This window comes from Vibrio sp. MarTm2 (assembly GCF_027587055.1).
In the GTDB taxonomy this organism is placed as follows: Bacteria; Pseudomonadota; Gammaproteobacteria; order Enterobacterales; family Vibrionaceae; genus Vibrio; species Vibrio sinaloensis_D.
The window spans coordinates 922,843-940,024 of the sequence record NZ_JAPPTK010000001.1 but is presented as its reverse complement, the minus strand read 5'-3'; the positions used below and the strand labels follow the sequence as shown (position 1 = coordinate 940,024).

Annotated in this window: 19 protein-coding genes and 1 other RNA gene; 11 read left to right on the top strand and 9 right to left on the bottom strand. The window is 46.4% G+C overall.

All coding sequences use genetic code 11. The features are described from left to right. The first annotated feature begins 434 nt into the window (after positions 1-434). The gene (locus OH458_RS04355) at positions 435-2,159 is read left to right on the top strand and encodes an acetolactate synthase 3 large subunit (RefSeq protein WP_269977377.1); all 1,725 of its coding nucleotides are present in this window, start codon (positions 435-437) and stop codon (positions 2,157-2,159) included. A 1-nt stretch (position 2,160) separates the two neighbouring features. Next, positions 2,161-2,655 (top strand): acetolactate synthase small subunit, encoded by a 495-nt coding sequence (gene ilvN, locus OH458_RS04350; RefSeq protein WP_038140789.1) that lies wholly within the window; start codon positions 2,161-2,163, stop codon positions 2,653-2,655. 63 nt (positions 2,656-2,718) lie between these two features. On the opposite strand, the gene serA is transcribed toward ilvN, so the two are convergent. The 5 genes from serA to OH458_RS04325 all read right to left on the bottom strand — a co-directional run bounded on the left by serA (position 2,719) and on the right by OH458_RS04325 (position 6,042). Further along, positions 2,719-3,948 carry a phosphoglycerate dehydrogenase gene (gene serA, locus OH458_RS04345; RefSeq protein WP_038217843.1) on the bottom strand — a complete coding sequence of 410 codons (1,230 nt, stop codon included), beginning with the start codon at positions 3,946-3,948 and terminating at the stop codon, positions 2,719-2,721. A 241-nt stretch (positions 3,949-4,189) separates the two neighbouring features. Next, positions 4,190-4,846, bottom strand: coding sequence for a ribose-5-phosphate isomerase RpiA (rpiA, locus tag OH458_RS04340; RefSeq protein WP_038140785.1), 657 nt, complete (start codon positions 4,844-4,846; stop codon positions 4,190-4,192). 64 nt (positions 4,847-4,910) lie between these two features. Continuing rightward, positions 4,911-5,498, bottom strand: a complete 588-nt coding sequence (locus OH458_RS04335) for a 5-formyltetrahydrofolate cyclo-ligase (RefSeq protein ID WP_038140783.1) — start codon at positions 5,496-5,498, stop codon at positions 4,911-4,913. Between the two features lie 30 nt (positions 5,499-5,528). Continuing rightward, positions 5,529-5,712, bottom strand: a non-coding RNA gene (ssrS, locus tag OH458_RS04330) — 6S RNA. 21 nt (positions 5,713-5,733) lie between these two features. After that, positions 5,734-6,042, bottom strand: coding sequence for a cell division protein ZapA (locus tag OH458_RS04325; RefSeq protein ID WP_038140782.1), 309 nt, complete (start codon positions 6,040-6,042; stop codon positions 5,734-5,736). A 224-nt stretch (positions 6,043-6,266) separates the two neighbouring features. On the opposite strand from OH458_RS04325, the gene OH458_RS04320 reads away from it, so the two are divergent. Genes OH458_RS04320 through OH458_RS04310 form a run of 3 tightly spaced genes read left to right on the top strand, consistent with a single transcriptional unit; the run spans position 6,267 to position 9,286 of the window. Next, the gene (locus tag OH458_RS04320; RefSeq protein ID WP_269977376.1) at positions 6,267-6,842 is read left to right on the top strand and encodes a YecA/YgfB family protein; all 576 of its coding nucleotides are present in this window, start codon (positions 6,267-6,269) and stop codon (positions 6,840-6,842) included. A 12-nt stretch (positions 6,843-6,854) separates the two neighbouring features. Beyond that, entirely contained in the window at positions 6,855-8,033 is a 1,179-nt protein-coding gene (gene ubiH / locus OH458_RS04315; RefSeq protein ID WP_269977375.1) for a 2-octaprenyl-6-methoxyphenyl hydroxylase, read from the top strand. Positions 8,034-8,059: 26 nt separating this feature from the next. Then, positions 8,060-9,286, top strand: coding sequence for an FAD-dependent 2-octaprenylphenol hydroxylase (locus OH458_RS04310; RefSeq protein WP_269977374.1), 1,227 nt, complete (start codon positions 8,060-8,062; stop codon positions 9,284-9,286). A 52-nt stretch (positions 9,287-9,338) separates the two neighbouring features. Here OH458_RS04310 and OH458_RS04305 read toward each other — a convergent pair whose 3' ends face one another. From OH458_RS04305 to ygfZ, 3 genes are all read right to left on the bottom strand, one after another. Then, a complete protein-coding gene (locus OH458_RS04305) occupies positions 9,339-9,545 on the bottom strand; it encodes a DUF1107 domain-containing protein (protein ID WP_005472913.1) in 207 nt (68 codons plus the stop codon). Positions 9,546-10,160: 615 nt separating this feature from the next. Then, entirely contained in the window at positions 10,161-10,634 is a 474-nt protein-coding gene (locus OH458_RS04300) for an aminoacyl-tRNA deacylase (protein ID WP_269977399.1), read from the bottom strand. Further along, positions 10,627-11,592 carry a tRNA-modifying protein YgfZ gene (ygfZ, locus tag OH458_RS04295; RefSeq protein ID WP_269977373.1) on the bottom strand — a complete coding sequence of 322 codons (966 nt, stop codon included), beginning with the start codon at positions 11,590-11,592 and terminating at the stop codon, positions 10,627-10,629. Before ygfZ ends, OH458_RS04300 begins: the two co-directional genes overlap by 8 nt. 230 nt (positions 11,593-11,822) lie before the next feature. Here ygfZ and OH458_RS04290 point away from each other — a divergent pair, with 230 nt between their 5' ends. Together OH458_RS04290 and OH458_RS22060 are read left to right on the top strand one after the other, a co-directional pair. Beyond that, entirely contained in the window at positions 11,823-12,083 is a 261-nt protein-coding gene (locus OH458_RS04290; protein ID WP_005472867.1) for an FAD assembly factor SdhE, read from the top strand. After that, positions 12,052-12,450, top strand: a complete 399-nt coding sequence (locus tag OH458_RS22060; protein ID WP_333482660.1) for a protein YgfX — start codon at positions 12,052-12,054, stop codon at positions 12,448-12,450. The genes OH458_RS04290 and OH458_RS22060 overlap by 32 nt, the downstream gene beginning before the upstream one ends. Positions 12,451-12,469: 19 nt before the next feature. On the opposite strand, the gene nadB is transcribed toward OH458_RS22060, so the two are convergent. After that, positions 12,470-14,083: an L-aspartate oxidase gene (nadB, locus tag OH458_RS04280; protein ID WP_038190977.1), complete on the bottom strand. Its 1,614-nt coding sequence runs from the start codon at positions 14,081-14,083 to the stop codon at positions 12,470-12,472. A 408-nt stretch (positions 14,084-14,491) separates the two neighbouring features. Between nadB and rpoE the strand changes: the two genes are divergently transcribed. Genes rpoE through OH458_RS04260 form a run of 4 tightly spaced genes read left to right on the top strand, consistent with a single transcriptional unit; the run spans position 14,492 to position 17,161 of the window. Then, positions 14,492-15,070, top strand: coding sequence for an RNA polymerase sigma factor RpoE (rpoE, locus tag OH458_RS04275; RefSeq protein WP_005472797.1), 579 nt, complete (start codon positions 14,492-14,494; stop codon positions 15,068-15,070). Between the two features lie 26 nt (positions 15,071-15,096). After that, positions 15,097-15,732, top strand: coding sequence for an RseA family anti-sigma factor (locus OH458_RS04270; RefSeq protein ID WP_039478667.1), 636 nt, complete (start codon positions 15,097-15,099; stop codon positions 15,730-15,732). Next, positions 15,729-16,694 (top strand): sigma-E factor regulatory protein RseB, encoded by a 966-nt coding sequence (gene rseB / locus OH458_RS04265; protein WP_269977372.1) that lies wholly within the window; start codon positions 15,729-15,731, stop codon positions 16,692-16,694. The genes OH458_RS04270 and rseB overlap by 4 nt, the downstream gene beginning before the upstream one ends. Beyond that, positions 16,691-17,161, top strand: a complete 471-nt coding sequence (locus OH458_RS04260; RefSeq protein WP_269977371.1) for a SoxR reducing system RseC family protein — start codon at positions 16,691-16,693, stop codon at positions 17,159-17,161. The genes rseB and OH458_RS04260 overlap by 4 nt, the downstream gene beginning before the upstream one ends. Positions 17,162-17,182: the final 21 nt, after the last annotated feature.

Sequence of the window (17,182 nt, the reverse complement as noted above, 5' to 3'; positions counted from 1 at the left end):
TCTAAAAGTTAATTTTTTGATTGTTTAAAAATCCCCCAAAAGCATTAGACCGCTTTTGGGGGATTTTTGTTTGTGTTGACCCCAACAACAAATCGTTATTCATGAACTGGAAGTTTGGTTGTCTTGTAATATTTTACTCTGAAATTTTGTGGTAATTATTTATTTAGCGCCAGTAAGTGAGCTGTATGTGGCGTTAGTGCCTTATCAATCTCCAAAAAATAGCATCTTGTTTAAATTGAGAGCAATATCGCATTAGACCCGTTGCTAATAAAACGTTACATTTGTTGCGTTACCTTGTTCATTGTTATTGATGAGCAGGACATAGCCGAAAAAGTGGAAGTATTTCGAATTAGGCTACGAATAAGCCCTAGACTATGTAAAACCAGACCAATCCGTTGACCTTATTGATTGGAAAACTGGTTAAGGAGAAAAATATGGCAGCAATGTTGTCCGGTGCAGAGATGGTAGTGCAATCTCTGATCGAAGAAGGTGTAGAGCAAATCTTCGGTTACCCTGGCGGTTCCGTTCTTGATATCTACGATGCGCTTCATGCGAAAGACGACCAAATCAAACATGTTCTGGTTCGTCATGAACAAGCCGCTACGCACATGGCCGATGGTTATGCGCGCGCAACAGGCAATCCGGGTGTTGTCCTTGTTTGTTCCGGTCCTGGTGCTACCAATACCATTACAGGTATTGCGACAGCGTATATGGACTCCATCCCAATGATCGTTATTTCAGGTAACGTACCAAATAATCTTATCGGTAACGATGCGTTTCAAGAGTGCGACATCGTCGGTGTTTCTCGTCCAGTCGTTAAGCACAGCTTTTTAGTCAAAAAAGCAGAAGACATCCCTGAAACAGTTAAAAAAGCCTTCTACATTGCAACAACGGGTCGCCCTGGCCCTGTGGTCATTGATTTGCCGAAAGACGTCATGAATCCACAAATCAAGTTGCCATACGAGTACCCAGAAAGCATCTCTATGCGTTCTTACAAGCCAACGACCACCGGTCACAAAGGCCAAATCAAGAAAGGTTTAAAAGCGCTACTCGAAGCGAAAAAACCGGTACTTTATGTCGGTGGTGGTGCGGTGATCTCAGAAGCAGATGCCCACTTACTGAAGTTAGCCGAAGCACTCAACTTACCTGTCGTGAGCACCTTGATGGGATTAGGGGCGTTTCCGGGGACGCACAAGAACTCGTTAGGAATGCTGGGTATGCATGGTGCCTATGAGGCAAACATGGCGATGCATAACGCCGATCTTATTTTTGGTGTTGGAGTACGTTTTGATGATCGTACGACCAACAACTTAGAAAAATACTGCCCGAACGCAAAGGTTATGCATATTGATATCGATCCTTCCTCGATCTCAAAGAACGTTAAAGCGGATCTCCCTATTGTTGGTTCAGCAGAAAAAGTACTTGAGAGCATGGTCAAGCTGATGGAAGAGCAAGGCGCGGTCAATGACGGAGATGCGCTGCAAAGCTGGTGGAGTGATATCGAACTCTGGCGAGAGCGTAAGAGTTTGGCGTATGAAACATCACCAGAGCGCATCAAACCACAACAGGTGATTGAGACGCTACACAAACTGACCAATGGTGACGCGTATGTTGCTTCGGATGTTGGTCAGCACCAAATGTTCGCAGCCCTTTACTACCCGTTTAACAAACCACGCCGTTGGATCAACTCTGGCGGCTTAGGCACGATGGGCTTTGGTCTTCCTGCTGGCATGGGCGTGAAGTTTGCCAAGCCAGATGAAGAAGTGGTGGTTGTTACCGGCGATGGCAGTATTCAAATGAACATTCAGGAACTATCGACCGCAATGCAGTACGATATTCCAGTTAAAATCATCAACTTGAACAACCGTTTCCTTGGTATGGTGAAACAATGGCAAGATATTATCTACCAAGGTCGTCACTCTAACTCTTACATGAGTTCAGTTCCGGATTTCGCCGCGATCGCAGAAGCGTACGGTCACGTGGGTATTCGCATTGAAACCCCTGATCAGCTTGAAGAAGGCTTGCAGAAAGCGCTCGATATGAAAGATCGTTTGGTGTTTGTTGATATTAACGTCGATGAAACGGAACATGTATACCCGATGCAAATTAAAGGTGAGGGTATGGATAAGATGTGGCTAAGCAAAACGGAGAGAACATAATATGAGACACATTATTTCGCTTTTAATGGAAAACCAACCTGGTGCATTGTCTCGCGTTGTTGGCTTGTTCTCTCAACGTGGATACAACATCGAATCTCTGACCGTATCGCCAACAGATGATGAAACACTGTCGCGCTTAAACATCACGACCATTTCTGATGAAATGAAGCTTGAGCAGATTCAAAAACAGCTAAACAAGCTGATCGATGTACTTAAAGTTCAAGAAGTGTCTGAGTTAGAGCACATTGAGCGCGAACTGATGATGGTGAAGGTGAAAGCGAGTGGTTTTGCCCGTGCTGAAGTAAAACGTACTGCTGATATCTTTCGTGGCCAGATCGTTGATGTGACTTCATCTCAGTATACGGTTCAGCTTGCCGGAACGAGTGAAAAGCTTGATGCGTTTATCCAAGCGATTTCTGAAGTGACAGAAGTCATCGAAGTGGCACGAAGTGGTGTGGTTGGGATTGCTCGCGGTGAACGAGCTTTGAAAGCCTAACGTTTTGAATAAAATAAAAAAACCACCGATATCCGGTGGTTTTTTTGTCTATACGCTGAGTTATTAGTGAAGGATTCGAGCGCGAATCGTCCCTTCGATGTTTTTCAGTTTCGCCAGCGCTTCTTCTGAACGACCTGCCTCTACATCGATCACAACGTAACCAATATCCGCTGCGGTTTGTAGATACTGACCTGCAATGTTAATCCCTTCTTCCGCAAAGATGGTGTTAATTTGAGTCAAGATACCTGGACGGTTCTTGTGAATGTGCAATAGGCGAGAACAATCACGGTGTTCAGGCAGTGATACTTCAGGGAAGTTAACGCTAGATAGCGTAGAGCCATTATCTGAGTACTTCGCTAGCTTGCCAGCAACTTCAACACCGATATTCTCTTGAGCTTCTTGCGTTGAACCACCAACGTGAGGCGTTAGGATGACGTTGTCAAACTTCTGCAGTGGCGATTCAAATGGGTCTGCGTTGGTTTTAGGTTCTACAGGGAATACATCGATAGCCGCGCCTGATAGATGACCCGCTTCCAATGAATGACACAGAGCTTCGATATCTACCACAGTGCCGCGCGCCGCATTGATGAAGATAGAACCAGGCTTCATGCGTGCGAACTCTTCCGCACCCATCATATTTTTCGTTTCAGGCGTTTCTGGAACATGCAGTGAGATAACATCACACTTATTTAGTAGTTCACTCATTGTATGGACTTGCGTAGCATTACCTAGCGAGAGCTTGTTCTCGATGTCGTAGAAATAAACGCGCATGCCCAGGTTTTCAGCAATAATACCGAGCTGAGTACCGATATGGCCGTAGCCAATAATACCTAAGCGTTTACCACGCGCCTCGTTCGAGTTGTCTGCACTTTTCTTCCAAATGCCGCGGTGGGCAAGAGCGTTTTTCTCGGGGATACCGCGCAGTAGTAACAGAATTTGGCCAAGTACGAGCTCAGCAACACTACGAGTATTAGAAAATGGTGCGTTGAAAACTGGAATACCGCGCTCTGCTGCCGCCGCCAAATCTACTTGGTTGGTACCGATACAGAAACAGCCAATCGCGACCAGTTTTTCCGCCGCATTGATCACTTCTTGAGAAAGATTTGTACGGGAGCGAATACCAATGAAATGCGCGTCTTTAACCGCTTCAAGCAGTTCTTCTTCTGGAAGTGAACCTTTGTGATATTCAATGTTTGAGTATCCCGCAGCTTGCAAAACTTCTACCGAAGATGGGTGTAGACCTTCTAGAAGTAGGATCTTTATTTTTTCTTTTTCCAGTGAAACTTTGGCCATTATCTTCATCCTTAAAATGGGAAATCGGGGCTTAACTGGCGCACATTGTCATTGATAACGTTTTCTAGACACTTTAATGTGACGCAAACGTTTTCCTTGTGCGTCTTCTGCTCATTAAGTTAACAAAAAAAATACAGCTTGGGTAAGAAAATTACGGAATAAGGCATAATTTTTATAGAGAGAAATGAAAAAACGGCACCGAATGGTACCGTTTGTAAGGAAATAACGAACAGGAAGAGAGTTACTCTTCGATTTTTGCACCTTGTTGGGTGCCTGTAATGACAACATCAGCACCACGGTGAGCAAAAAGACCAACCGTTACCACACCTGGAAGTGCATTGATCTTGTCTTCAAGTTCTTTAGGGTTAGTGATTTGCATACCGTACACATCCAAAATTACATTGCCGTTGTCAGTGATACAGCCTTCACGATAAGCAGGGTCGCCACCCAATTTTACGAGTTCACGAGCAACGTACGAGCGAGCCATCGGGATGACTTCAACTGGCAGTGGAAATTCACCTAGTACATCCACGGCTTTAGTGTCATCAACAATACAGATGAACTTGTCTGAGATTGCCGCCACGATTTTTTCGCGTGTTAGAGCTGCACCGCCGCCTTTAATCATTTCGCGGTTTGCGTTGATTTCGTCAGCACCGTCTACGTAAATATCCAGACCTGCGACTTCGTTACAATCGAAGACTTCGATTTCCAGCTCTTTAAGACGCTGGGTAGAGGCTTCTGAGCTAGACACTGCACCTTTGATCTCTTCTTTGATCGTACCTAGAGCGTCGATGAAGTGATTGACCGTTGAGCCAGTACCCACACCTACAATGCTGCCTTTTTCGACATATTTTAGTGCGGCCCAACCTGCTTCTTTTTTCATTTCATCTTGAGTCATGCTCATCTCCTAAGTGAGGTTTATTAACGGTGAATTGCGGCGCGATTATATCTTCAATTGCGCGTCATTCCCAATCCCAGATCTGGCTTGGTGTCACTATTTTGGGTAGAGGCACATCCCAACTTTCAACGGGTAGCTGTTCCACTTGTTGACAATCGTGAGCAAGGCCGATTGGCTTGGGGCCTGTTTTTGACTTAAACCAAGGCTCCAAAGTGCGATCGTAGTAACCGCCGCCCATGCCTAATCGGTGACCGGTATTGTCGAACGCCACCAAGGGGGTACAGATAAGATCCAATTGAGCGGCGGGAAGAATGCGCGTTTGATCGAGTTTGGGCTCGGCGATGGCGTAGCGGTTCAACACCATGGGGGTCGAGGCATCATAATGAAGAAACAGCAGGTGGCCTTTCGAAAACGGATGAATAACCGGCAAATAGGTTCTCTTGCCTTGGCTCCATAGCCACTCAATTAATGGCGAGGTCTCGATTTCTCCGTCTGCACTGAGATACAGAGCAATATGTTGAGCGCGTTTTACTTCTGGGATTGTTGAGAACTGGGTGACGAGGTCAAGCCCGGCGATATGTTGAACGTCGCTGCTCAGTTGGTTACGTTTGGTGCGAATGTGTTGGCGAAAATCTTGGCGAGAAAGTGTCATCAAATATACCCCTATTTGAGGTATCGAGGAGGATACCCCAGAGTGCCGTTGGAGATGTTTGACCCATGAACCAGCTGGTTCAGGGCGGATCAGCAATGGCTACCGTAGGCTTCTCGGTACATGCCGAGCTTGCTCAATAGCAACCAAGTACTAACCCTTTGGCATTGCTTATCGGCTCAGGGACGTAATCCCCTAACGCACACTCCAGGGTAAATTCTTATTTTGGCGGTAAAGGCTATTGCTGTCCTGGCTTTACTTTACTTAATGCATCACCGAGTGATGCGCTGAGCAGTTCCATACGCTCAGTGAGAGCATTTTGTTGCTCTGCTTTAACACTATCACGGCTTTCCAGTTCATGACAGATGTTCAACGCGACAAAGGTCAGCAATTGCACTTCATTAGTAATTTTAGTCTTTGCCGCCATATCTTTCAGGTTTTCATCAAGACGTTTCGCCGCTTTAATTAACGACTCTTCTTGACCTGAAGGACAATTTACACGGGTTAATCGACCTAAAATTTCTACTTCAACTGCTTGATTACTCATATCAACTCTGCACGCTACTTGGGGTGACTCTGCAGTTTGTCACCGAGGGGGAAACTATAGGAAAAGCCTTGTTAAGATTCAAGCTTTTCGCAAGCAACTCGAAGTAATAACACAGTAATTGGACAAATTGTGTAAAAGCTATCCACAATTGCAGAATCGTTCGTTTTCGCTCGCATTGGTAAGTGGTACGATTACGCTTATTTGCAAATATTTTAGGTCTCTTCATGAGTGATAGCAATCTTCCAGATTATTTGACATTGGCTAGTGAGCTGCAATCTTCAGGTATCGCGGTCAATCCTGCCGAACTGCATGGTTTATTAACCGGAATGCTAAGTGGCGGTTTGAGCTTGACCGATAAAAGTTGGCAACCGCTTGTATTCGATTACACCAATGATGGTATGGGGTGGCCAATGCACGTGCTGAAATTGGCTGAATCCACTTTAGATGCGACGACTCAAGATTTGACGGGCTCAGGCATGGATTTAGACCTATTGCTACCAGACGAGGAAGCGAGTGCCAGCTTGTTTGATATCGCTGATGGCCTTGCTGAATGGGTGAACCATTTTATCTCGGGGCTAGGTCTTGTCGGGGCTGAGATAAAAAAAGCGCCCGCGGACATTAAAGAAGCATTAGCCGATCTCGAAGAAATTTCGAAACTAGGTATCGATGAAGATGATGACATGGAAGAGCAAGCTCAATTGCTTGAACAAGTTATCGAGCATGTCAAAGCGTGTGTGCTTACCATTCATGCAGAGTTTGGCCAAAAGCCAAGTGAGAACAAGGCACCAACGATTCACTAAGTAGGTATGGGCATGAAGCAGTTTGATGTAGTCATTGCTGGTGGGGCGATGGCGGGTATGACGCTCGCTCTTGCAATGAATAAGCTATCTCCACAGCCACTCTCTATTGCCGTTGTCGAGCCATTTCAAGTTGATCATTCATCGCACCCAGGGTTTGACTCACGCTCGATTGCTTTGTCGCGCGGAACGGTTAGCATCCTCCAGCAACTTGGCTTGTGGGATGACATTAAACCCGTCGCAACGGCGATCGAACATATCCATGTCTCTGACCGCACGCATGCAGGCATGACTGAGATTGACGCGCGAGATTACGGCATCGAGAGCCTTGGCTATGTAGTAGAGCTCGCCGATGTTGGGCGACTCTATCACCAGCAAGCCCTGCAAAATGATCATATTGAACTGTTTTGTCCCGCGGCAGTGGCGAGTGTACACAGAGAAATTGACAGTGTTCATCTCTCTCTTGATAGCGGAGAGCAGCTCAGCGCCAAACTATTGGTCGCGGCAGATGGTGCTTTGTCGACATGCTGCGAACAGATTGGCTTGGCATTGACGGAGCATGATTTCGAACAAGTTGCCGTTATTGCTAATGTGTCGACGGAGCAAGCTCACCAAGGTCGAGCATATGAGCGATTCGCAGAAAGTGGCCCCGTAGCGTTGTTGCCAATGAGCGAAGGGCGAATGTCTTTGGTTTGGTGCCTACGTCCAGATAGCGCAGAGCGTGTAATGACGTTAGACGATTCCGCTTTCTTGGACGAGCTGCAAAGTGCGTTCGGTTGGCGTTTAGGTCGATTGGAACGGGTGGGGCAGCGAGCGAGTTATCCATTGTTGCTGCGATATCGCCAGCAGAACGTCTCTCATCGGTTTGCGGTCGTCGGCAACGCGGCTCAAACTCTTCACCCTATTGCTGGTCAAGGGTTTAACTTAGGTATTCGCGATGTTGCCAGTTTGGCAGAAGAGATTGCCAACGCTTATCAAGACCCGGGTTGCTACCAAGTGCTCAGTCGTTTCAAACAGCGTCGGGCTGATGATAGAGAGGCGACCATCTCTCTTACCTCATCGCTTGTACACCTGTTCTCCAATGATTATTTGACGTTGCGTATAGGCCGTAACTTAGGCTTGGCTGCTATGGACAACTTACCTCCGTTGAAAGCCCCGCTGTTGTCGAGAACATTAGGTTTAGTCGCGAGATAACTATTTCGTATAAGGATTTGAAGTACATGATGCAGAGTGTAGATATTGCCATCGTTGGTGGTGGCATGGTTGGGCTTGCACTGGCCGCCGCATTTAAAGAGACCGAGTTGCGCATCGCGGTTATCGAAAGTCGTGAGCCTGATGAGCTGCTCGCAGACTTGCCGGATGTGAGAGTCTCCGCGCTAAGCCGCTCTAGTGAGAACATATTGCGTAATCTTGGTGCTTGGCCTGGTATTCTTTCGCGTCGTTACTCGCCCTACTCGGCAATGGAAGTCTGGGAACAAGACAGTTTTGCTCGTATCGAGTTTGATGCGCAAAAACTTGCTCAACCAGACCTTGGCCACATTGTGGAGAACCGCGTTATTCAGTTAGCGTTACTTGAACAGGTTAAGCAGTTGCCTAACGTGAGCCTATTTATGCCTAGCAAATGCACCACCATGGCAATTGGAGAAAGTGAAGCTTGGCTTACCCTTGATAATGGTCAAGCACTAACCGCGAAGCTGGTTGTCGGAGCGGATGGGGCGAACTCGTGGGTGCGCAAGCAACAAGATATTCCCCTAACTCACTGGGATTACGGGCACAGTGCGATTGTGGCAAATGTCTGGACCGCAGAGGCGCACGAGCGAGTTGCTCGTCAAACATTCACACCACAAGGTCCACTGGCTTTCTTACCGATGGGTGAAAGCAACATGAGCTCCATTGTGTGGTCGACGGAACCAAATCGCGCGGAAAAACTGATTGCACTTTCTGATTCAGAATTTAATAAAGCACTGACGGCCGAGTTTGATGCTCGCTTAGGGGTTTGTGAAGTGGTCGGTGAGCGTTTTGCCTTCCCTCTCAAGATGCGTTATGCGCGGGATTTTGTGGTAGAACGAGTGGCGCTTGTTGGTGATGCTGCACATACGATTCACCCTTTAGCTGGACAGGGTGTAAACCTTGGAATGCTTGATGCGGCTAGCCTTGCTCAAGAAGTGATTTCATTGTGGCAAAAGGGTGAAGATATAGGTTCAAAGCGCAATTTGCGAGGGTACGAGCGCTGGAGAAAGGCTGAAGCGGCGAAAATGATCGCTGCGATGCAAGGTTTTAAAGACCTGTTTTCTGGAGGCAATCCGGCGAAAAAACTGGTGCGCGGCATCGGTATGACATTGGTGAGCCAGTTACCGGGAGCAAAAGACGAAATCATGAAACGAGCACTGGGTCTTAAAGGAGAGTTACCGATACTTGCAAGGCGAAGCACAAGTTCAGTGAGCTAAAACAGCAAAGGGTTGGCAATCGCCAACCTTCTTAATTCTATCGTGTGAAATTTTAAGCGTAGGCACAGCGAAGCTTCATGATCTCTTCGTTCACTTCTTTAACCGCTTTAAAGTGCCTTTTTTCGGCCTTTTCTGGAGGTAAGAGTTTGCCGTTATCAAACTCAAATTTTCCTACGCCGTATATGTAAATTCTTCCCTTAAACAGCCGACTTACATGTTTAGCAATCATACCTGGTGTATAGCGCTTAAACAGTCTCATAAATAAATCCTTATGTTTAGCAAGCACTGCAAATTATACGAATTTCCCCCTTATAAATATGTGATAGTGGTGGAGGAATATGCAGTATTAATGGGTAAATTGGATATTTGTGCTGGTGTAAGCAAAAATTCGGATAGATATCCAATTTAGTGTGATTGTTACCTCAATTATCTTCTGTTATCTGAACTCTTATCTGACTTCAGTTAGCGCACATTAAGCCAGATCAATATGACAGAAATAAGAATAGTTGAAGTTTTTAAGGATGTGCTAATTTATTGTAAGAATTTTATAAAAAAAAGCCCGCTCATTGCGGGCGAATAGTCACAGATGCATTACACAAAAAGTGGATGTCCTGAAACAATCAGTGGATTCACTTTTTTCGTTGGTGAAGGATGACGAAAAAGGTTGATAGGACCTCTACGCCTTATCGTCTCTAGGTTAGATGACATACTTACCTAAACTTTAACCAACAGGATAAGCATAATCTAAAATACACTCTGTGACTATATATGCTCATTAAATGAATAATAATTTAACTATCACGGTCATTTAATTGCGAATTGAGTCACTTTTTTATTGCAATTCGATGTATAGGATGGGGGGGAGTTGCAATCTTTATCGACAAATGTCAGCGAAAATCGGCTGGCATAAGCGTATGAGATCGTCACGCTTTAGAGCAATACCCGCCATATTTGAACCGCTACTGATCGTTACTTCATCTTCAAGGCTTATTCGATGATCAAAAATGATCGACATGGGTGTTGTTAGAAGAAGCGGGGTGACAGTGCCGATTTCATAGCCGGTCAGTTCAGGGACGCTTTTCAGATCGACACATGTCATCCTGCGACAGTTTAAGATCGCGCGTACTTTTTTGGGATCTACGGATTGATCTCCAGGGGCGCAAGCGAGTGCGTAGAGATCGCCCATATCCCGCAGTACGATCGACTTAACCATCTGACTCGGGCGCACACCGCGTTGCCGCGCTGCATCTTCGATAGTGGTCGCTGGAGTCCGGTGAGGCAGCAAGCGAAAAGGCACTTGCTGCTCAGTTAAATAGCGTGTGACCTTGGTATCGAGATAATTATTCATCATCTAGCGAGTAAGGTAACGGGGCCATGGTCCAAATCTGATCCGGTTGGGATTTCAGACGTAATTTGGTATCGGCTTCTAGGTTGTTTGGTAACACAATCAATCCTGACGCTTTGCCATCATTGAACTGATAAGTTGTCATGAGGGTGCCTGCACTGCGCCAGTTCTCTCCAACAGCTCGTTCGAGTTCTGCACCTTTTTCAATTATGGATGCCGTTGTCCCTTTGACGATGAACATAGCGCGTTTATTCATACCGCGGTATTTCGCACGAGCAACCGTCTCTTGACCGGTATAACAGCCTTTGGTGAAGCTGATTCCGCCAATAGCTTGTAGGTTAAGTGCTTGAGGAATATGTTCATTTTGCTGCTCACTTGATACGAAAGGCAAAGCGGCTTCAATTTCATAATAGGTCCACAGTGACTCTTCAACACGTTGAGCAGAGCAGTTAGCGAGCAGTGACTCCACGCTTGCGTCGCTAATGATAAGCAACCAACGCTGCGGCCCTACTTTAACTGCGGTTCCGCCATCAATAGGACGCACATCGCCTGTCTCATTTGAAAGCGAATCTACCCAAGATGTGGCCTGTTCTCCCATCACGCCAAAGAGAACATCATCGCTTTGTGCGATATCAACTTTGGAAAAAATGGCGTATTTTTTCAGTTCAGTCAGTTCGACATCGATGGCGGACTTTGGCTGAACCATCGCATAGCCGCCATTGTGGTGAAACAGTCGGAATACGCTCCACACTTTACCTTTTGCGTCGCAGTGTGCGCCAAAGGTTGATTGAGTTTGTTCGAGAGTAACCACATCACAGGTGACTTGCCCTTGAAGGTAGGACTTTTTGTCATCGCCGATCATGCTGATCGCTCCCCATGAGGTTAAGTGGGTAAGAGCAAATTCTGGCAATTCATCCGTAGAGGATAGTGATAAAGGTGCAAACGTATTTTGCCAATCCATGTTAGTTACCTGCTGTAAATTCAGTGCCACTATGTTAAAGCCTAATGCCCTGATGAAACAACCTTTACCCGAGTGTGCCCATTTCGTTTCGGATTCATTTTAGAGCAGAGAAAGACAGCTTTAGGTAGGATATTTCACTGGCGTATTCGGGAGTGTGACTGAGTTGGTAGTTGTCTATGGGTTTGCTTGATAAACTCGGGCTACAACAACCGAAAAGGTGAGGAAATAGAATGTACACCGCGGAAGAAAAAGCGCGCATTAAGTGGGGCTGTCGTCGAGGTATGCTAGAGCTCGATGTGGTAATTATGCCTTTTTTTGAAGAATGTTTTGAGTCGTTGAGTGAAAATGAGCAGCGTGACTTTGTTTCTCTGCTAGAGTGCGATGACCCGGATTTATTTACTTGGATTATGGGGCACGGGCGCAGCGAGAATTTAGGTCATGCTTCGATGGTAGATAAGATTGTCGCGCATAACCTCAGCAAAGTCCGCTAGAGTTTATATAGCAGAATCCCAGCGTTCATCTCAGGCCAATATTGCTCTTGCGGTATTGGCCTCTCTCATTGTTATCCTCTCCGAAATACCTCTTTTTCTTGCAGCAATCTTCATTGTTTTATTGATAAGTATTTGCCGAAAGCGCACCTTGCTGATTCCCCCGATGAAAGGAGAGCTGTACGTAGACTCTTCAGGTCATATTCAATATCAGGGCGAATCAGTGACGATTCGTAAAGTCATTTTCACCCTAGACGAGTGGTGCGTTTGGTTTTGGTTTCAGGATGGGCGGCGTGTGCTGTTGTGGCGAGATAGCTTGGATGAGGGGGCGTATCGACACTTGCTGGTGGTATTAAAAAAGGAGCACTAAGCTCCTTTTTCGTTGGCGTTTATTGAAGTTTTTCAGGCACTAAAATAGTAGGTCCACTGTTTTCTGCTTGTTCTGGATAATCCAGCGTGTAGTGGAGCCCGCGACTCTCTTTTCTTTCCATCGCACAACGCACCATAAGCTCAGCAACTTGCAGTAAGTTCCTCAGTTCTAATAGGTTATTCGACACTTTAAAGTTGCTGTAATATTCGTGAGTCTCTTGCTGAAGCAATTGAATACGACGCAGTGCTCGTTCTAAGCGTTTGTCCGTTCGTACTATTCCCATGTAGTCCCACATAAATAGGCGCAGCTCATGCCAGTTGTGTTGGATAACAACTTCTTCATCGGAGCAGCTCACTTGGCTTTCATCCCACGCAGGTAGGCTTGGCGGTAAATCGGCTTGGTCTAACTTCTTGAGGATATCTTTGGCAGCAGACCAGGCGTAGACCACACACTCAAGCAGAGAGTTTGAGGCCATGCGGTTCGCACCATGCAAGCCGGTGTAGCTTACCTCGCCAATCGCATAGAGTTGCGCCAAATCGGTCTCGCCTTGGAAGTTCACCATGACACCACCACAGGTATAGTGCGCAGCAGGAACCACGGGAATTGGTTCTTTTGTCATATCGATGCCCAAATCCAACAATCTCATATTGATGGTTGGGAAGTGTTTCTCGATAAACTCCGCCGGCTTGTGACTGATATCTAAGTACATACAGTCCGCGCCCAGTCGTTTCATTTCGAAGTCGATAGCACGTGCGACGACATCACGAGGGGCCAGCTCTTCGCGTTCATCGAAGTCGGGCATAAAGCGAGAACCGTCTGGCCTCCGAAGGTATGCGCCCTCACCACGTAAGGCTTCTGTTAGTAAGAAATTGCGCGCCTCTGGATGGTACAGACAGGTGGGATGGAATTGGTTGAACTCCAAGTTTGCGACGCGGCATCCTGCTCGCCAGGCCATCGCAATACCGTCTCCTGAAGAGACATCTGGGTTTGATGTGTATTGATACACTTTGGATGCACCACCTGTTGCAAGCACAACAAATTTCGCGCGAACAGTTTCAACTTGCTCTTGGTTTCGGTTCCAAATGTAGGCGCCAACCACTTTCTTGTCATCGCCACCAATTTTGTCTTCGGTGATTAAGTCCAAGGCATTGTGGCGTTCGAGCACCGTGATATTCGGGTGATTATGGACGTTGTCTTGCAGTGACGTTTGCATTGCCATGCCAGTCGCATCTGCGGCATGAAGGATACGACGATGGCTGTGTCCCCCTTCGCGGGTTAGGTGATAACGGGGTTCTTCATCACTGTCATCATCTTCACGATCGAAAGGTACACCACCATCAATGAGCCACTGGACACATTTCTTTGCGTTTTTAGCAATGAACTCTACGGATTCTTGCTCGCAGATACCTCCACCCGCGATGAGTGTGTCTTGCACATGTGACTCGATACTGTCGGATTCATCAAAGACTGCGGCAATCCCCCCTTGCGCATAGTAGGTTGCCCCTTCACTGCGTGGCCCCTTGCTTAGCACGATGACTTTGCCATGTTTTGCTACACGTAACGCCAACGATAGACCGGCTGCGCCACTACCCACCACTAACACATCACATTGATGTTCACGGTTTGCGTTCATAAAACTTTTATTTTCCCGAGTTAAATTTTACCACTGCCAACTCTGTTAAACGGCGTAACAGGACAGAAGCGAAAGAGCGATCCCGCTCTTAAATTAGTCATTGAATTGCCAATGCGGCCCCCAAGTCGAGGGAGCCAATCCGTTATAGTACCACCGTGCGGATGGCTTTGCATAAAGGCAATTGTTGTTAAAGGGCATTGCTTTTCTTCACTCTCATCCTCACAATCCACTCATGAGGATTATTGATACGCCATTGTGTAAAAATAGTTTGAAGATTAATTGAACTTATATTTATTCGCTAGGTCACAATAGTGCTCAAGTAAGCAGTGGTGTCAATACTACATTTTGCATAATTAATGCTCATATCTAAAAAGGTGGGAGCTAAGAACAATAGGAGTACCCGCTCGAATGAACGAGCAGCTGACCGATCAAGTGTTAATTGAGCGAGTTCAGAATGGGGATAAGCAAGCATTTAACTTGTTGGTGACTAAGTACCAAAACAAGGTTTGTAACCTTATTTCTCGTTACGTCAATAATCCTGGTGATGTACCAGACGTAGCGCAAGAAGCATTCATTAAGGCGTACCGAGCAATCCCTAGTTTTCGAGGTGAGAGTGCCTTTTACACCTGGTTGTATCGAATCGCGGTTAATACTGCTAAAAACTACATCGTGGCTCAGGGGCGTAGACCACCTGCTCAAGATGTAGATACTGAAGAAGCTGAATATTACGAAACTGGAAGTGCTTTAAAAGAAATTTCGAACCCTGAGAACTTAACGTTGTCCAAAGAATTGAAACGAGTGGTTTTCAGTGCAATCGAAGCACTTCCTGATGATTTAAAAACTGCAATGACACTTCGCGAGCTTGATGGCTTGAGTTATGAAGAAATTGCAGCGGTGATGGATTGCCCTGTCGGAACGGTGCGCTCGCGCATCTTCCGTGCTCGTGAAGCGGTTGAAAAGAAAATTCAGCCTCTTCTGCAACGCTAATACCAGTAATAGTAATGGTGAAAATAATGGCTGACAAAGAGAAGCTTTCAGCACTCATGGATGGAGAGTTGGTCGATAAGGCTCTGATTACCGATCTAGAGCATGACCAAGATTGCCTGCAGACCTGGAAAAATTATCATCTCATCGGAGATGTAATGCGTGGTGATGCACCGGAAAAGCCGGAGTGGAATATCGCTGAAAGTGTCGCTTTAGCGCTAGAAAACGAACCTGCTCATACGTTATTCTCTACGTCCGATTCGGTCGTGGATCTTGACGAGCATCGAGTGGAAGAATCGCAACCAACGCCTCAACAAGCGAGACGCCAGTTGCCAGCATGGCTAAACCAGTTTGGTCAAGTCGCTATGGCTGCATGTGTATCATTGGCTGTAATTTTAGGCGTCCAGCAATACGGTGGGGGAGATGCCTCAACACCAGAGGCGGATCAACTGCCAGTGTTGCAGACTATCCCATTTGCTGGAAGTGCTGAGCCTGTGAGTTTGACCCGTGAATCGGTGGCGCATTCTAACCAAAGTAGCCAGGCGACAGTTCAGGAGCAACGGCGTCGAATTAATGCGATGTTACAAGATTACGAACTACAATTGCGTTTAAACAGCGAGAGTGAATCGGTAGATAGTAATCACCCAGAAACGGTAGTTGAATGAGAAAATTTCTGTTCAGTGTGCTGACACTGTTCAGTTTGAATACAACCCCAGCCTTTGCAGAGCAAACGCCTGCAGGGGCTTTGTTGCATCAAATGAACGAAGCAAGTCAGCATCTCAATTACGAGCTGTCCTATATTCTAATCAAGAAAAACAGCATCGAACCTTTGCTTTATCGTCATGCGCGTCTAGACGATGAACAGCTTGCACACCTTGTTTATCTCAGTGGTCCTGTTCGAGAAGTGATTCGTCGTGGTGGCGAAGTCAGCTATATCGAACCAGGCGTTGAGCCTTTTACCATTGACTCTTCCAGCATGGTCGCACCGACCATACCTTTGTTAAATGCAAATATTAAAGAGTTGAGTGAGTTTTACGACTTTATTCAGGTTGGAAGAGCTCGTGAAGCGGGCACTGCATGTCAGGTGTTACGAGTGGTGCCTAAAGATGGTCTTCGTTACTCCTATGTCTTGTGGGTGGATGAAAAAAGCAAGCTACCGTTGCGAGCCGATCTTTTAGATCGTGACGGGGAAGTATTGGAACAGTACCGGACCATTGCCTATAGCGTAAACGATCAGGTGCGTACGATTCTAAGTGGTTTGAATGACGTTAAGTTGCCGGAAGTGCTTTCATTGCCAAAAGGACAGCTAGAAGAGTCGTTTTGGCGTGTTAACTGGATTCCAAGTGGTTTTGAGCCTAGAGAACTCAATCGTTATCGCATGGTGAACACTGAGCGTATGGTTGAAAGCCAGATGTACAGTGATGGGCTATTTAACTTCTCGGTTTACATTGCTGACAGTGACAACTTGTCTCTTAAAGGGCAGCTTGTTCGCCAAGGCCGAAGAACCTTACACAGCTTTGTGAATGGTAACCTTGAAATTTCTGTGGTGGGGGATATTCCTCCTGCAACCGCGAAGCGCATTGCACAATCTGTGGTTGTTTCAGCTCCGGAAGGTAAGCCCCAATGATGACCGCATTAGCAACAGTTTCCCATGTTACGCCTTCAGCAAAAGGGTTTGAAGTTGAGCTTGCATGTGAGCAGCAAACTAGCTGCAGCAGTTGTTCATCACAAAAAAGTTGCGGCACCGGCATTGTTTCCAAAGCGGTCGGCAGCAAATCTTTATCGTGGCATATGCTGACTGACAAGCCCGTCAAAGAAGGGCAGGTTGTCGAGATCGGTCTGCCGGAAAAGCAGTTATTGCAATCGGCTGCTGTTGTTTACCTAGTGCCACTGTTCGCCCTCATTTTAGGTGCTTTTCTCGCAAACGGGTGGTTAGCGCCGATGCTAGGGGCGGGAGAAGGTCTCGTCATCTTGAGTGCTGCTATATTTACAGGTGTTGGTATTTACCTTGCTAAGCTCTGTACTCGGAAATTGGAGTCCCAGTCTTCGCAGAGAGTGACTTTGCTTAGAATACTTGGTGAGCCAATTAGCTAGTGCGAAGCGCCCAGAAATTGG

Coding starts and splice junctions, on each gene's coding strand:
- rpiA (WP_038140785.1), bottom strand. CDS start 4,846: ATGACTCAAGATGAAATGAAAAAAGAAGCAGGTTGGGCCGCACTAAAA.
- rpoE (WP_005472797.1), top strand. CDS start 14,492: ATGAACGAGCAGCTGACCGATCAAGTGTTAATTGAGCGAGTTCAGAAT.
- serA (WP_038217843.1), bottom strand. CDS start 3,948: ATGGCCAAAGTTTCACTGGAAAAAGAAAAAATAAAGATCCTACTTCTA.
- OH458_RS04260 (WP_269977371.1), top strand. CDS start 16,691: ATGATGACCGCATTAGCAACAGTTTCCCATGTTACGCCTTCAGCAAAA.
- OH458_RS04325 (WP_038140782.1), bottom strand. CDS start 6,042: ATGAGTAATCAAGCAGTTGAAGTAGAAATTTTAGGTCGATTAACCCGT.
- ubiH (WP_269977375.1), top strand. CDS start 6,855: ATGAAGCAGTTTGATGTAGTCATTGCTGGTGGGGCGATGGCGGGTATG.
- OH458_RS04290 (WP_005472867.1), top strand. CDS start 11,823: ATGTACACCGCGGAAGAAAAAGCGCGCATTAAGTGGGGCTGTCGTCGA.
- OH458_RS04305 (WP_005472913.1), bottom strand. CDS start 9,545: ATGAGACTGTTTAAGCGCTATACACCAGGTATGATTGCTAAACATGTA.
- OH458_RS04355 (WP_269977377.1), top strand. CDS start 435: ATGGCAGCAATGTTGTCCGGTGCAGAGATGGTAGTGCAATCTCTGATC.
- rseB (WP_269977372.1), top strand. CDS start 15,729: ATGAGAAAATTTCTGTTCAGTGTGCTGACACTGTTCAGTTTGAATACA.
- ygfZ (WP_269977373.1), bottom strand. CDS start 11,592: ATGGATTGGCAAAATACGTTTGCACCTTTATCACTATCCTCTACGGAT.
- OH458_RS04310 (WP_269977374.1), top strand. CDS start 8,060: ATGATGCAGAGTGTAGATATTGCCATCGTTGGTGGTGGCATGGTTGGG.
- OH458_RS04335 (WP_038140783.1), bottom strand. CDS start 5,498: ATGACACTTTCTCGCCAAGATTTTCGCCAACACATTCGCACCAAACGT.
- OH458_RS04320 (WP_269977376.1), top strand. CDS start 6,267: ATGAGTGATAGCAATCTTCCAGATTATTTGACATTGGCTAGTGAGCTG.
- nadB (WP_038190977.1), bottom strand. CDS start 14,083: ATGAACGCAAACCGTGAACATCAATGTGATGTGTTAGTGGTGGGTAGT.
- OH458_RS04300 (WP_269977399.1), bottom strand. CDS start 10,634: ATGAATAATTATCTCGATACCAAGGTCACACGCTATTTAACTGAGCAG.
- OH458_RS04270 (WP_039478667.1), top strand. CDS start 15,097: ATGGCTGACAAAGAGAAGCTTTCAGCACTCATGGATGGAGAGTTGGTC.
- ilvN (WP_038140789.1), top strand. CDS start 2,161: ATGAGACACATTATTTCGCTTTTAATGGAAAACCAACCTGGTGCATTG.